Raw genomic sequence first — 13,732 nt, 5'->3', positions numbered from 1 at the left:
TTTCGCCGAACGACAGTTGTAGGATTCATGCCATGACGGTAGCTTATCTGGGCCTGGGCGCAAACCTTGGTGACGCGCGCCAGACCCTGAAAGACACAGTGGTGTGTCTTGCTCAGCAACACACGATCACCGTGCTCGCGAAATCGAGCCTCTATCGCACCGCGCCCATCGACGCCGGTGGCGACGACTACTTCAATTGTGTCGTCAAGATCGATACCACGCTGCCCGCACGCCAGTTGCTGCGGCTGTGTCACGGCATAGAAAGCCATTTCGGACGCGAGCGGCCATATAGAAACGCGCCGCGTACACTTGATATCGACATCCTGCTGTACGGCGATTCCTGCATCGAGGAAGCCGACCTTGTCGTGCCCCACCCCCGTCTCACCGAGCGCGCGTTTACACTCGTGCCGCTGGTCGAACTCGACCGCGATGTAGTCATCGCACAACTTGGCCGCGCCGATGCGTTTCTCGCTTCGGTTCAGAATCAACGTATTGAAAAAGTGGCGACACATCAGTGCCCGCTATTCGCTTCCCGCTGTACTTCGCGACGCGAAGCTTGAAAGGTGAATAGCCCCATGAGCATCTCGCCCCTGACCGTCACCGCGCCGCAGTTGCGCCCGCCGCATCGGTATATTGCGATTGAAGGGCCCATTGGCGTCGGCAAGACCACGCTGGCGCGGCTGCTCGCCGAACGCTGGTCAATGCGCACGCTGTTCGAGCGTCCGCAGGAGAACGTGTTTCTCGAACGGTTTTATCGTGACAACACGCGTTACGCGCTACCCACGCAGTTGCAGTTCGCGTTACAGCGCGCGCAGCAAACGCAGGAGGTCGCAGCGGCGCTATTGGGCGCACCCGGGCATCCGGGGCAAAGCGCCAGCGCGCCGCTCATCACCGACTTCATCACCGATAAAACCGCGCTGTTCGCGCGTCTCACGCTTCCCGACGACGAATTCGAGTTGTTCCGGGAGATCGCCAAGCGTATTGATACTTCCGCACCCGCTCCGGATCTGGTCGTGTACTTGCAGGCCAGTCCCGAGGTATTGTTCGCGCGCATTCAAAAGCGCGCGCTGCCGATGGAACTGCAGATTCCCGACACGTACCTGCGCGCCCTCTGCGACGCCTACAATGACTTCTTCTATCATTACGACGCTACGCCGCTGCTGACGGTGAACGCCGAGCATTTGAATCCGCTGGAATCGGACGCCGATCTGGCGCTGCTGGTAGACCGCATTGAAACCATGCGTGGGCGCAAGGAATTCTTTGTCAAGGGCACGTCACTTTAAGTCCGTCCGGCTTGCGCGCAGGCGTGCCGTCTCTTATCTAGTCGATGTGGAAATTGCCATGGCGTATTTGCAGGAAACCAGCCGCTCCGCGATCACTGTCCCGAAACTCAGGACCATGCGCGAAGCCGGCGAAAAAATCACGATGCTGACGTGTTACGACGCGAGTTTTTCCGCGTTGCTGGATCGCGCGGGCGTCGATGTCTTGTTGATTGGCGATTCACTTGGAAACGTGCTTCAAGGGCACGGCACAACATTACCCGTCACGCTGGCCGATATCGCGTATCACACTGCGGCAGTCGCGCGAGGCAACAAGAATGCGCTGGTTGTCGCCGATATGCCGTTTGGTACGGTCGGTTCTCGTGAGGAAACCTATGCGAACGCCGTGCAATTGATGCGGGCGGGCGCGCAGATGGTCAAGATCGAAGGCGGAGAATGGGTCGCCGATACGGTCAAGTTTCTCGTCGACCGGTCAATTCCGGTTTGCGGGCATGTGGGTTTGACGCCGCAATCGGTGCATGCGTTTGGCGGCTTCAAGGTGCAAGGGAAAACCGATGCTGGTGCCGAGCAAATGCGCCGCGATGCGCAGGCGTTCCAAGATGCCGGCGCGCAGCTGCTGGTGATCGAAGCGGTGCCTACGCTGCTGGCTAGCGAGGTCACGCAACAGTTGGTTATCCCGACAATTGGCATTGGCGCGGGGATCGAGTGTTCGGGCCAAGTGCTGGTGCTGCACGATATGCTCGGGATTTTCCCAGGCAAACGGCCGCGCTTTGTTAAAGACTTCATGCAAGGGCAACCGAGTATTCTTGCCGCCGTCGAGGCGTATGTTCACGCCGTTAGGGAGAAGACCTTTCCGGGACCGGAGCATACGTTTTAAGGGGCTTTTTGCGGTTCTGTCAGGGGCAGCATTCTACGCATCTAGCTTCGTTGAGCCACTTCGCGTTACGAGCTGACATAAGTTCACCCGAAAGCTGGGGGATGTCATGGGAACGACTTACGAAGAAGACGTGGTGGCCTGGGCGACCGAGCAGGCGGCGTTGCTGCGTGCGGGCAAGCTGTCAGCCATCGACATTGGACACATCGCCGAGGAGATTGAGGACGTGGGCAAGAGCGAACAACGCGAGTTGGCCAGCCGCATGGCTGCGCTGTAGGCCCATCTGCTCAAGTGGCGATATCAACCAGACAGGCGCGGCAGCAGTTGGAGGCGCACAATTGACGTTCAGCGCGAGCGCATCGAGCTGCGGCTGAAGAAAACGCCAAGTCTGGCGCCGATGCTGGTGGATCCGGAGTGGATCATGGATATGTGGGCCGACGCGCGCCAGACAGCCAGCCAGGAAACAGAGATCGGGTTTGCAATCTTCCCTGACGCCTGTCCGTGGAGCATGCAGCAGGCGCTCTCTCAAGCGTTTTACCCGGATTAGCCGATGCGTGAAGCGAGAGGGTGTGCATGGAGGGCTACGTTGCGCGGTAACGTAGCCGGCCGTTTCTCTTCTTTTCTCTTGTGTTCTCTTAGCATTAGCTCAACCGCTTCAATCGCGCCGGCATCGCGCCGCGAAGCGCGTTGCAAATCATCAGCGACTCCGCGCGGTCCAGGTCCTCACGCGTCAGCGTGCGTTCCTCAGCCTCCAGCTCTTCAATCAACACGCCACGCATCACGCCCGGCAACAATCCTGCATCGAGCGGCGGCGTGCTCCAACGGCCGTTGAGTCGCACGAACACGTTCGATCGCCCGCCTTCCGTCAGCTCTCCGCGCTCGTTGAAGAACAGCATGTCAAATGCGCCTTGCGCTTCGGCCTTGCGCCACGCACGATCGTATTCTTCACGCGACGTTGTCTTGTGCCTGAGCAACGGATCATCCGACGATCGCGGCGCAAAGCCATATTCCGATGCCAGTAAAACGTCGACCGTTGACGCCGCCAACGGCGCGAGCGGCGCACTCGTCACGGCAATCTCGCCGCTTTTGCTCAACGCAATCCGCAACCGATAACCCGCTTTCGCTTCGAAGCTCGCACATGTTTCATCGATACGTTCCTGCAGCTTCACCGGATCAAACGGAAAGCCGCACCACTCGGCGCTAGAGGCAAGTCGCGCAAGATGCCGATCTCCATGCCGAACGCGTTGTTCCCGCGTAGCAAAAGTTGTCTCGAATAGCTGGAAACCCGGATCCGAGCCGGTCAGGAATTGAGCCTTCAATTGGCACTCCTCGAATTCATCGGCGGCAACGCTGTCCAGCACAATGCCTGCGCCCACGCCCATCTTGCCTCTGCCATGCTCTATTTCCAGCGTCCGGATCGGCACCGACAAACAGAAGTCCTGGTGAGTGTCGAGCCAGCCGATTGCGCCTGTATAAATGCCGCGCGGCGTGGCTTCCAGCGCGTCGATCAGTTGCATCGTCTTGTGCTTCGGCGCGCCCGTGATCGAACCGCACGGCATAAGCGCCCGAAGAATGGGCGCGAAGGTGGCGCCGGGAAGCAACCGCGCTTCGACCGTCGATGTCATCTGCCAAATCGAGGTGTATGCCTCAACCGAAAACAAGTGCGGTACGTGCACGCTTCCCGTGACCGCGACACGCGACATATCGTTACGCAGCAGGTCGACGATCATCACGTTTTCAGCTCGGTTCTTCGGATCGAGCCGTAGCCATTCTGGGTCCGCGCTGCGAGGCGCGGTGCCCTTCATCGGCCGTGCGCGCAGCACGTCGCCCTCGCGGCGGATGAACAACTCGGGTGAGCATGACAGCACATCGCGCCCATCGGGCAGCGCAATCAGCGCGCCGTATTGCACCGGCTGCCGCTCCCGCAGCCTCCGATATAACCCAACGGTCGAGCCGAACACATCGAAGGCGAGACGGAACGTGTAGTTGACCTGATAGGAATCGCCCGCCAGCAACGCTTCCTGGACGGCCGTAATGGCTTGCTCGAATGCATCCCGCGACACACTCGCTTCAATGTTCGCTACACCCGCCACCGACGGCTGGTCGGCCAGGCCGTTATCGCGCGAGGCGAGCCAACCTTCGGCCTCTTCACGCGATAACAACGTGCACTCGCGGAACAACAAAAAGCGCAGCGCGGCATCGCCGGGCTGCGCTAACTGGAGGTTACGGCCAAATTCATAGTCTGCGAGCACGACGGCGTGCAATCCGTCGCGCAGGTCTGCTGCAACACTCGCGCACACTGCGTCGAGTTCGGCGGCGTCATGACATGACCGTTCGCGCAGGAAGCTGGCGTAAAGGCGACTCGACCGCCTTTCGGCGGTCGAGTCGCAATCGTCGAGCAGCGCGAAAACCTCGCTGCGTTGCTGCATGATCATTGCCTTAATCGAAGATTGCTCAGTCGAAGAAACTCTTCACCCGATCGAACCAGCTCTTGCTTTGCGGGCTATGACGAGCGCCGCCTTCCGTCAGCGAACGCTCGAACTGCTTGAGCAGATCGCGTTGCTGGTCAGTGAGCTTGACCGGTGTTTCGACCTGCACATGCACATATAGGTCCCCGGCAATGCTCGAGCGCAATCCCTTGATACCCTTGCTACGCAGCCGGAAGGTCTTGCTCGACTGAGTGCCTTCCGGCACGGTGAAACTCGCGCGGCCAGCCAGCGTGGGTACTTCGATCTCACCGCCAAGCGCCGCCGTGGTGAACGGAATCGGCATCTGGCAATGCAGGTCGTCACCGTCGCGTTCGAACACCGAATGCTGCTTGATGTGAATCTCGACGTACAAATCACCGCTCGGACCGCCGTTGATGCCCGGCTCGCCGTTGCCCGACGAACGAATGCGCATGCCGTCGTCAATACCCGCCGGAATCTTCACTTCCAGCGTCTTCGTTTCCTTCACCTTGCCCGCGCCGTGGCAATGTCCGCACGGCTCAGGAATGTAAGTGCCGGTTCCGTGACACTTGGGGCAAGTCTGCTGGATGCTGAAAAAGCCTTGCGACATGCGCACGGTGCCTTGACCCTGACACGTTGGACAGCTCTCCGGCTTGGTACCGGGCTTCGCACCCGAGCCCTTGCAAATCTCGCAATTTACCCAGCTCGGGACGCGAATTTGCGTGTCGTAGCCGTGTGCCGCCTGCTCCAGCGAGATTTCCATGCTGTAGCGCAAGTCCGCACCGCGATAAACCTGCGGACCCGCCCGCCCACGGCTGGCTCCCGCGCCACCGCCGGCGGCCTGGCCGAAGATGTCGCCGAAAATATCGCCGAACGCATCGGCGAATCCGCCAAAGCCTTGCTGACCTGCACCGGCCATGTTCGGATCGACGCCGGCATGGCCGTACTGATCGTAGGCCGCGCGCTTTTGCGGATCCGAGAGCATTTCGTAGGCCTCTTTGACCTCCTTGAAACGCGCTTCCGAATCCTTGTTATCCGGATTGCGGTCGGGGTGATGCTTCATCGCAAGCTTGCGATAAGCCTTCTTGATTTCGTCGTCGCTCGCATTCTTCGCGACGCCCATAACCTCGTAGTAATCCCGTTTCGCCATATCGGTTCAGCGCCACCGCGGCTGATCAGAGATCAGGTGCGGCAGCTCCCTCTTGGATGCCTGGAGTCTCGCGACTCATGTGGTTCGTCGACGTCTGGCATACATGCATGATTCGCGCGATCAATAAGTGACCGGCACGCAAATCAACCCGCACAAAGCACAGCGCCCTCTAAAAAAACAACGTGCCCGGAAAGCCATTTGGCTCGCCAGGCGCGCTCTTCGTCCGTGCGCTCAACTTCTCGCTGGACATTTTTCGTCGCGGTCCCGCGCAACACCCAGGCTGCACAGGACCGGTTCGTTCATCGACGAATCGCTGACGCGGTTCAATCGACTTAGTCCTTCTTCACTTCCTTGAAGTCGGCATCGACAACATCATCGTGCTGCTCCGGCGCCGCTTGCGCACCGGGGCCGCCTGCTGCGCCCTCTGCACCTGCCGCGCCCGCCGCACCTTGCGCTGCAGCCATGTCGGCGTACATCTTTTCGCCGAGTTTCTGCGACGCCGTTGCCAGCGTTTCAATCTTCGCGTCGATCGAAGCCTTGTCGCTCGCCGTGCTCTTCAGCGCTTCTTCCAAGTCCTTCAATGCCGCTTCGATCTTTTCCTTCTCAGCCGCTTCAACCTTGTCGCCGTATTCAGCTACGGCCTTCTTCGTGCTGTGCACCAGCGCGTCGCCCTGATTGCGCGAGTCGGCCAGTTCACGCAGACGGTGATCTTCTTCCGCGTTCGCTTCGGCGTCCTTCACCATCTTGTCGATCTCGGCGTCCGACAAGCCCGAGTTCGCCTTGATGACGATCTTGTTTTCCTTGCCGGTCGCCTTGTCCTTCGCGCCGACGTGGAGAATGCCGTTCGCGTCGATATCGAAGCTCACTTCGATCTGCGGCGTGCCGCGTGCTGCCGGCGGAATGCCTTCGAGGTTGAACTCGCCCAGCAGCTTGTTGCCGGCTGCCATCTCGCGCTCGCCCTGGAACACCTTGATCGTCACGGCGCTCTGGTTGTCGTCAGCGGTCGAATAGACTTGTGCGTGCTTGGTCGGGATGGTCGTGTTCTTGTTGATCATCTTCGTCATCACGCCGCCAAGGGTTTCAATACCCAGCGACAACGGCGTCACGTCCAGCAGCAACACGTCCTTACGATCACCCGACAGAACCTGGCCTTGAATCGCGGCGCCAACAGCCACGGCTTCGTCCGGGTTCACGTCACGGCGCGGTTCCTTGCCGAAGAATTCCTTAACCTTTTCCTGCACCTTCGGCATACGCGTCATACCGCCGACCAGGATGATGTCGTCGATTTCGCCGACCTTCACGCCTGCATCTTTAATAGCGATACGGCACGGTTCCATCGTGCGTTCGATCAGGTCTTCAACCAGCGACTCCAGCTTCGCACGCGTAATTTTCAGGTTCAAGTGCTTCGGACCCGACGCGTCCGCCGTGATGTACGGCAGGTTGATTTCGGTCTGAGCAGCCGACGACAACTCGATCTTCGCCTTTTCAGCGGCTTCTTTCAGGCGTTGCAGCGCGAGCACGTCCTTCGACAGGTCAACGCCTTGATCCTTCTTGAACTCGGCGATGATGTAGTCAATGATGCGCTGGTCAAAATCTTCGCCGCCGAGGAACGTGTCGCCGTTCGTGGAAAGCACTTCGAACTGCTTCTCGCCGTCGACGTCCGCGATTTCGATGATCGACACGTCGAACGTGCCGCCGCCCAAGTCGTACACCGCAATCTTGCGATCGCCCTTTTCGTTCTTGTCCAGACCGAACGCGAGCGCGGCTGCGGTCGGTTCGTTGATGATCCGCTTCACTTCCAGACCGGCGATACGGCCCGCGTCTTTCGTCGCCTGACGTTGGCTGTCGTTAAAATACGCCGGAACCGTAATGACGGCTTCCGTGACTTCTTCGCCGAGATAGTCTTCAGCGGTCTTCTTCATCTTGCGCAGCACTTCGGCCGAGATTTGCGGCGGTGCCAGTTTTTGATCGCGGGCTTCAACCCAGGCGTCGCCGTTATCGGCGCGCACGATCTTGTAAGGCATCAGTGCGATGTCCTTTTGCACTTCTTTTTCGTCAAAACGGCGACCGATCAACCGTTTGACCGCGTACAGCGTGTTCCGCGGGTTCGTGACCGACTGACGCTTCGCCGGCGCGCCGACGAGAATTTCGTTGTCGTCCACATAAGCGATGATCGACGGCGTGGTGCGCGTGCCTTCCGCGTTCTCAATCACCTTGACCGTGTTGCCTTCCATGATCGCTACGCACGAGTTCGTCGTGCCCAGATCGATACCAATGATTCTGCCCATTTTTATCACTCTCCTGACTTTGATTGCAGCAGGTCCGTTTTCGCGTTTTCGCCGTGGTTGACGGTCAAATCCGCTAGCCGGATGCCCAAAATTTAACCCTGTACGCCAAATAAGAGCGTTCGCATCGTTTTCAAGACCAAAAACTGACGCTTCCCCGCTTTTTTTCAGCCGATCTGAAACTTTTCTTGGGGCTCACCGCTCACGCCTTCGCTTCGAGTAACCGGATTTTCTCGCGGGCGGCTGCGACTGCGGCTTCAAACTGGCCAAGCCCATGCCAGCCGGTTGCTCGTCCAAGGCGCTTGCCCCGGTAGAAGAAGAACCACGTTGGCACGCCATGCAGCATGAAACGGCGGCCAAGATCGCGATGCTCGTAGACGTTGCTGTGAAACCACCTCAGCCCGAGCGCCCGGATCTCGCCCGGTTGTGCGAGCATCGCCTTCTTCGCAATTTCGCAGTTGAAACACTCGAAACCCCAGAAGAACACGACGGCCAGTTCGTCCGCCGCCGACTCGAGGCCGGCATCGAACGTCTTGGCGCTCAATTCCTGCATGCCGAAAACGGCAAACGCCGTGGCGTCGACAGGAATATTGGCCATGACAGCAGCGTCTTTGGCTGAAACGCTTATTTCGGCGCGGCGACCGTGACGAGCGCCGGGCGCAGAACGCGGTCCGCGATCACATAGCCCTTTTGCAGCACCGAGACCACCGTGTTCGCGTCTTGCTCGGCCGGCACCATCGAAATTGCCTGATGGCGGTGCGGATCGAATTTCTCGCCAACCGGATTGACCTCAATCACACGGCCCTTTTCGAGCGCGGCGGTCAGTTGGCGCAGCGTCAGTTCAACGCCTTCGCGGACTTTTGCCAAGTCGGTGGACGAATGCGTCAGCGCGGCTTCCAGGCTGTCGAGCACCGGCAGCAAGTTTTCCGCGAAATTTTCGATCGCGAATTTATGCGCCTTCTGCACGTCTTCCTGGGCTCGGCGCCGCACATTCTCGGTCTCGGCCTTCGCGCGCAAGAACTCCTCTTGCAACGACGTTGCCCGAGCTTGCGCTTCGGCGAGCAATGCTTCGGTTTCGTTCGCGTCGACGGCTTCCGGTACGGAATTCGTGTCCGGCATGCCGGGCTGCTGGATAGTTTGGGCCGCCGCGGTGTTGTCGACGGGCGTGGAGTTCTGGCTCGCGGAATTGTCTTGCGTGTTTTCCATGTCGCTTAAGATTTTGCTATTGGTGAAAACGGATGAAATCGAACGCAACGTTGCGGTTTCGACCCATCAAAAAGCTGCCGATGATAGCCGCCAACTCAACGTTGCAAAAACACAACTGCCGGAACAGCGGGCAGTGCGAGTAAAGCGAGGGACATCCTGTGTTCGTTCTGAAAGACGCATTTGAGGCTCAGATGAGCGTTTTCAAGGTGTTGCATGCGCTTTCCGGGGCTGTTTCTAGGCTGTGGAAATGACCGGTTACAACCATTTTCGGCCTGTCATCAGATTCAGATTGAGCCGGTCGACTTGCTCGCCTACACTTCGAACATGTCTTCGGAAGCGCTAGTTAACCCTAATCTTACGAATGCCCGAATCCAAGGTTTTTTTATCGCTGAAGCTTGATTCAATGTAGCTCTAGCGCCTGCTTTTCAGAGCTGTTGCGTTGTTACAGGGGGTGCCCATGAAACTGACCTTTGCTATTGCGATCGTCGCATTGGTACTTGTTGGCGGCACCACGACCATTTGCATGTCTGGCGCGGTCAACGACCACACCACAGAGTACGGTGGCATCTCGGCCACCATGGAACACCTTTTCAGTCCGAGCCTGAAAGTTTGTCGATAATGCGGCGGTCGCGCTTGGTCGGGCGGCCCTGCAGTGCGGCTGCTGGCTCGCGATACGTCTTCCTCCGCTCACTCTCCGCAACACGCTTTTCCCGTCCGGTGTCCGTTTCCGCATAAAGCGTCTGCGCAATCGGCGCTGGACCGCGCACTTCGCAAATTCCCAGGACGTTCACTTGCCAGAGCACGTGTTCAATCTCGATCTCCACGAGATCGCCGACGCGTACGTCCTTGGACGGCTTCACATTCGCGCCGCCAATTCGCACGCGGCCCTTCTCGACGGCGTCGCTCGCCAGTGAGCGCGTTTTGAAAAAGCGCGCTGCCCACAGCCATTTATCGATACGAAGGCGCGCGCTGGAGTCGGTTGATATCTGGTAGTTCACGAGTGGTCAATAAGGTGGTCTATGCTACTGCGCTCAGCGTATGCGGCACCTGAACCGGCCAGCCTTGCAGGTGTTGCGCAACAATTTCGCCCAGCGCCTTGATCCAGGCCGGCGATGCATTCAGGCAGGGAATCCGGTGAAACTCCTTGCCGCCTGCATGCAGGAATTCATCACGCACTTCCATACCGATTTCCTCGATCGTTTCCAGGCAATCCGACGTAAACCCAGGGCAGAACACGTCTACTCGCTTCACGCCCGCCGCTCCGAGTTCAGCGAGCGAGGGCGCGGTATAAGGCTGCAGCCATTCTGCCCGGCCAAAACGAGACTGGAATGTCACCCGGCACTCGACCGGCGACAAGCCGAGCGCAGCCATGAGCAACGAGCCGGTCTGTTGACACTGATCATGATACGGATCGCCAAGATCCATGGTGCGCTTTGGCACCCCGTGGAAACTCAGCACCAGCCGGTCGCCCGCCGCAAAGTCCGGCTGGCCGTGATGCCGCCAATAGTCCCGCACCTGCTCGGCCAGCGCGCCAATATAGGCCGGATGGTCGGCGTATTGACGGATAGTGCGCAGTTCGGGCTGATTACGCACGTGCCGCAAGGCGCTGAACGCGTCATCGAACGCGGTAGCCGTGGTCGAAGACGAATATTGCGGGTACATGGGAACAAGCAGCACGCGCTCGGCGCCTTCCAGCTTGAGTTGATTCATCATGGCCGGAATGTCAGGCGTTCCGTAGCGCATGGCGTAGTCCACGATCACGTGATAGTCGTTCACCATGAACAAGCGCCGCAACGCCTCCACCTGTTTCTCCGTATAGACCCGCAGCGGCGAGCCCTCAGGTAGCCATACCTGGGCATATTTTTTCGCCGACGCACGGCTGCGAAACGGCAGGATTGCCAGCCTCAGGATCACTTGCCACACAAGCGCCGGAATTTCCACCACGCGCGGGTCCGACAGGAACTGCGCGAGGTACTTGCGCACGGCCTTGGGCGTGGGCGCGTCTGGCGTTCCGAGGTTGATCAGCAGCACCGCGACGCGATGCGAAGCGGATGGCTGCGAAGGCAACTCGAGGTCGTAGCGCATGGAGGAAAGGGGCTGTGAAGCCTGTGTAAGTAAGTGAAACCCATTATAGCGGCGCGTTTCGGAACGCAACATCGGCCGAACGGCCGAGTGGTGCACGGGGCTGGGGCAAGGCAAGATGGGTTGTCTGCCGAACAGATTTGCAGCATTTTGCGGGCCGCCCCGGCAGACGACTTAATGTGGACGGCTCAATGTGGACGGCTTCATGCGAGCGGCTGATTGGAAACCAATCTGGAAGCCGCTCGCACGGGCCTATTGATGGCTGAGCGAGAGGGATAACAGGCGCGCGGTGATATCAACAATGGGAATCACGCGGTTGTACGCCATCCGCGTGGGTCCGATCACCCCGAGCGTACCCACAATCTTCCCGTTCACTTCATAGGGCGCGGTCACCACGCTCATTTCCTCGATCGGCACGAGATTCGACTCGCCGCCGATAAAAATCTGCACGCCTTGCGCGTGGCTCGAGACATCGAGTAATTGAAGGAGACTCGTCTTTTGGTCGAACACGTCGAAAAGCTTGCGCAGCCGCGCCATGTCGGAGGAAAGATCCGCCACTTCCAGCAAGTTGCGCTCGCCCGAAATCAGCAGGGTGTCGCCTTGATCCGTTTCGTCGACGCTCGCGGCCACCGCTGCCTGCATCAGCGAGGTCATGTCGCCGCGCAACGCGTCGATTTCCTCGCGCAGTCTGCGGCGTACTTCGTCGAAGGACAAACCGGCGAAATTCCCGTTGATATAGTTCGACGCCTCGGTGAGCTGCGACGGCGAGTAGTCGCGCTGGGTCGCCATGATGCGGTTCTGCACGTCGCCTTCCGGCGTCACAATGATCAGCAGGATGCGCTTGTCGGACAGGCGCATGAACTCGATCTGCTTGAACATGTGACTGCGGCGCGGCGTGAGAATGACGCCAGCGAAGGTGGACAGGTTCGACAGCACGCTCGCCGCGGCCGCCACGATCTTCGCCGGCTCGCCGCCTTGCAGCTTGATCTTGACGGCGGAGGTCATGGCTTCGTCGTCGGTGGTTTCGACGGTGAGCATGGTGTCCACGAAGAGCCGGTAGCCGCGCGGCGTGGGAATCCGCCCCGCCGACGTATGCGGGCTCACCACCAGCCCGAGGTCCTCCAGGTCCGACATGACGTTGCGGATGGTGGCCGGGCTGAGCTCGAGTCCCGAATAACGCGACAGCGTGCGGGAACCGACCGGCTGACCTTCGGCGATGTAACGCTCGATCAGCGTCTTGAGGAGGGTCTGGGCACGTGGGTCTAGCATGGGGAAATTTTAGCTCAACGTGTAAGGAAACAGCGAGCACACCAAATAGGGCGACGACGGCTGACGTTAATTTGTCATTCACCGGTCATCAATTCATGATCCATACCCATTCTAGCGACAATTCCCCCTCCCGCCCGAGGCTTAGCGTATACAGGACAACCCAGAGGACGACCCAGGGCGTCACGGACATGGCGCGCGGTTCTTTTCGACACTCACCTATGGTGTAATGCCGGCATGGAAATTGGTACCCAATTCAAGACTGTCGCGCTCGTGGGGCGCAACAATACGCCCGGCATCAGGGAGCCGCTGACGGCGCTCGCCGCGTGCATTGCGAAACGCGGCTTCGACGTCGTGTTCGAAGCGGAAACGGCGCATGACGTTGGCGTAACCGACTACCCCGCCTTGACCGCGCCGGAAATTGGCGCGCGCGCGGACGTGGCGGTCGTGCTCGGCGGCGACGGCACCATGCTCGGCATTGGGCGGCAGCTCGCGCCGTATCGCACGCCGCTGATTGGCGTGAATCACGGACGGCTCGGTTTCATCACGGACATCACGCTGGCCGAAATGCATGAGCTCGTGCCGCAAATGCTCGCCGGCAGTTTCGAGCGCGAAGAGCGGACCTTGCTGGAAGCGCGCATTGTCCGGGACGGCCGGCCGATCTATCACGCGCTGGCGTTCAATGACGTGGTGGTGAATCGGAGCGGCTTTTCGGGCATGGCGGAACTGCGCGTGTCAGTGGACGGACGTTTCATGTACAACCAGCGCTCGGACGGTCTGATTGTCGCCACGCCAACGGGTTCGACCGCATACGCGCTCTCCTCTTCCGGGCCAATCCTGCATCCGCAGTTGCAGGGTTTTGTGCTCGTGCCCATTGCGCCGCATTCGCTGTCGAATCGTCCCATTGTTTTGCCCGATGACTCTCAGGTAGATATCCAGATTATTGGCGGGCGCGACGTGAACGTGAATTTCGACATGCAGTCGTTTACGGCTGTCGAGTTGAACGACACCATTGAAGTGCGGCGTTCGCGTCATACCGTGCCCGTGTTGCATCCGGTCGGCTATAGCCATTACGCCACGCTGCGCAAGAAGCTGCACTGGAACGAATATCCCTCGCACGAAGACGCCACGAAACTCTAAGA

The 13,732-nt window shown here is 59.4% G+C and carries 13 protein-coding genes and 1 pseudogene; 6 read left to right on the top strand and 8 right to left on the bottom strand.

Going from position 1 to position 13,732, the window contains the following annotated elements; genetic code table 11:
- Positions 1 to 32 precede the first annotated feature (32 nt).
- The 4 genes and pseudogenes from folK (at position 33) to SBC1_RS02590 (ending at position 2,701) form a co-directional block, all read left to right on the top strand.
- On the top strand, positions 33 to 560 hold the full coding sequence (gene folK / locus SBC1_RS02605; RefSeq protein ID WP_165086413.1) for a 2-amino-4-hydroxy-6-hydroxymethyldihydropteridine diphosphokinase: 528 nt from the start codon (positions 33 to 35) through the stop codon (positions 558 to 560).
- 15 nt (positions 561 to 575) lie between these two features.
- Entirely contained in the window at positions 576 to 1,283 is a 708-nt protein-coding gene (locus SBC1_RS02600) for a deoxynucleoside kinase (RefSeq protein WP_165086410.1), read from the top strand.
- 58 nt (positions 1,284 to 1,341) lie between these two features.
- Positions 1,342 to 2,157: a 3-methyl-2-oxobutanoate hydroxymethyltransferase gene (panB, locus tag SBC1_RS02595; protein ID WP_165086407.1), complete on the top strand. Its 816-nt coding sequence runs from the start codon at positions 1,342 to 1,344 to the stop codon at positions 2,155 to 2,157.
- 106 nt (positions 2,158 to 2,263) lie between these two features.
- Positions 2,264 to 2,701, top strand: a pseudogene (locus SBC1_RS02590) (DUF29 domain-containing protein).
- Between the two features lie 94 nt (positions 2,702 to 2,795).
- Here the strand turns inward: SBC1_RS02590 and pabB are convergent.
- The 5 genes from pabB to grpE form a co-directional block, all read right to left on the bottom strand.
- On the bottom strand, positions 2,796 to 4,589 hold the full coding sequence (gene pabB, locus SBC1_RS02585; RefSeq protein WP_165987186.1) for an aminodeoxychorismate synthase component I: 1,794 nt from the start codon (positions 4,587 to 4,589) through the stop codon (positions 2,796 to 2,798).
- Between the two features lie 19 nt (positions 4,590 to 4,608).
- Positions 4,609 to 5,751, bottom strand: a complete 1,143-nt coding sequence (gene dnaJ, locus SBC1_RS02580) for a molecular chaperone DnaJ (RefSeq protein ID WP_165086400.1) — start codon at positions 5,749 to 5,751, stop codon at positions 4,609 to 4,611.
- A 332-nt stretch (positions 5,752 to 6,083) separates the two neighbouring features.
- Positions 6,084 to 8,039 (bottom strand): molecular chaperone DnaK, encoded by a 1,956-nt coding sequence (gene dnaK / locus SBC1_RS02575; protein ID WP_165086397.1) that lies wholly within the window; start codon positions 8,037 to 8,039, stop codon positions 6,084 to 6,086.
- 199 nt (positions 8,040 to 8,238) lie between these two features.
- Positions 8,239 to 8,634, bottom strand: a complete 396-nt coding sequence (locus tag SBC1_RS02570) for a thioredoxin family protein (RefSeq protein ID WP_165987183.1) — start codon at positions 8,632 to 8,634, stop codon at positions 8,239 to 8,241.
- A 26-nt stretch (positions 8,635 to 8,660) separates the two neighbouring features.
- Complete coding sequence (grpE, locus tag SBC1_RS02565) at positions 8,661 to 9,242, bottom strand: nucleotide exchange factor GrpE (RefSeq protein WP_165987181.1); 582 nt, start codon at positions 9,240 to 9,242, stop codon at positions 8,661 to 8,663.
- A gap of 457 nt (positions 9,243 to 9,699) precedes the next feature.
- Here grpE and SBC1_RS02560 point away from each other — a divergent pair, with 457 nt between their 5' ends.
- The gene (locus SBC1_RS02560; RefSeq protein WP_165086390.1) at positions 9,700 to 9,861 is read left to right on the top strand and encodes a hypothetical protein; all 162 of its coding nucleotides are present in this window, start codon (positions 9,700 to 9,702) and stop codon (positions 9,859 to 9,861) included.
- On the opposite strand, the gene SBC1_RS02555 is transcribed toward SBC1_RS02560, so the two are convergent.
- The 3 genes from SBC1_RS02555 to hrcA form a co-directional block, all read right to left on the bottom strand.
- Positions 9,833 to 10,240 carry an RNA-binding S4 domain-containing protein gene (locus SBC1_RS02555; RefSeq protein ID WP_165086388.1) on the bottom strand — a complete coding sequence of 136 codons (408 nt, stop codon included), beginning with the start codon at positions 10,238 to 10,240 and terminating at the stop codon, positions 9,833 to 9,835. The genes SBC1_RS02560 and SBC1_RS02555 overlap by 29 nt on opposite strands.
- A 19-nt stretch (positions 10,241 to 10,259) precedes the next feature.
- Entirely contained in the window at positions 10,260 to 11,327 is a 1,068-nt protein-coding gene (gene hemH / locus SBC1_RS02550) for a ferrochelatase (protein ID WP_165987179.1), read from the bottom strand.
- 249 nt (positions 11,328 to 11,576) lie between these two features.
- On the bottom strand, positions 11,577 to 12,593 hold the full coding sequence (gene hrcA, locus SBC1_RS02545) for a heat-inducible transcriptional repressor HrcA (protein WP_165086384.1): 1,017 nt from the start codon (positions 12,591 to 12,593) through the stop codon (positions 11,577 to 11,579).
- Positions 12,594 to 12,827: 234 nt separating this feature from the next.
- Between hrcA and SBC1_RS02540 the strand changes: the two genes are divergently transcribed.
- Positions 12,828 to 13,730: an NAD kinase gene (locus SBC1_RS02540; RefSeq protein ID WP_165086381.1), complete on the top strand. Its 903-nt coding sequence runs from the start codon at positions 12,828 to 12,830 to the stop codon at positions 13,728 to 13,730.
- The last annotated feature ends 2 nt before the right edge of the window (positions 13,731 to 13,732 follow it).

Source organism: Caballeronia sp. SBC1, assembly GCF_011493005.1.
GTDB lineage: Bacteria > Pseudomonadota > Gammaproteobacteria > Burkholderiales > Burkholderiaceae > Caballeronia.
Note: the sequence above shows the minus strand (reverse complement) of the source record. Positions and strands in the feature narration are given on the sequence as shown.

Excerpts from the sequence above, each read along its gene's own strand:
- SBC1_RS02570 (WP_165987183.1), bottom strand. The coding sequence starts at position 8,634 with ATGGCCAATATTCCTGTCGACGCCACGGCGTTTGCCGTTTTCGGCATG.
- grpE (WP_165987181.1), bottom strand. The coding sequence starts at position 9,242 with ATGGAAAACACGCAAGACAATTCCGCGAGCCAGAACTCCACGCCCGTC.
- dnaJ (WP_165086400.1), bottom strand. The coding sequence starts at position 5,751 with ATGGCGAAACGGGATTACTACGAGGTTATGGGCGTCGCGAAGAATGCG.
- SBC1_RS02540 (WP_165086381.1), top strand. The coding sequence starts at position 12,828 with ATGGAAATTGGTACCCAATTCAAGACTGTCGCGCTCGTGGGGCGCAAC.
- hemH (WP_165987179.1), bottom strand. The coding sequence starts at position 11,327 with ATGCGCTACGACCTCGAGTTGCCTTCGCAGCCATCCGCTTCGCATCGC.
- hrcA (WP_165086384.1), bottom strand. The coding sequence starts at position 12,593 with ATGCTAGACCCACGTGCCCAGACCCTCCTCAAGACGCTGATCGAGCGT.
- dnaK (WP_165086397.1), bottom strand. The coding sequence starts at position 8,039 with ATGGGCAGAATCATTGGTATCGATCTGGGCACGACGAACTCGTGCGTA.
- folK (WP_165086413.1), top strand. The coding sequence starts at position 33 with ATGACGGTAGCTTATCTGGGCCTGGGCGCAAACCTTGGTGACGCGCGC.
- panB (WP_165086407.1), top strand. The coding sequence starts at position 1,342 with ATGGCGTATTTGCAGGAAACCAGCCGCTCCGCGATCACTGTCCCGAAA.
- SBC1_RS02560 (WP_165086390.1), top strand. The coding sequence starts at position 9,700 with ATGAAACTGACCTTTGCTATTGCGATCGTCGCATTGGTACTTGTTGGC.
- SBC1_RS02600 (WP_165086410.1), top strand. The coding sequence starts at position 576 with ATGAGCATCTCGCCCCTGACCGTCACCGCGCCGCAGTTGCGCCCGCCG.
- pabB (WP_165987186.1), bottom strand. The coding sequence starts at position 4,589 with ATGATCATGCAGCAACGCAGCGAGGTTTTCGCGCTGCTCGACGATTGC.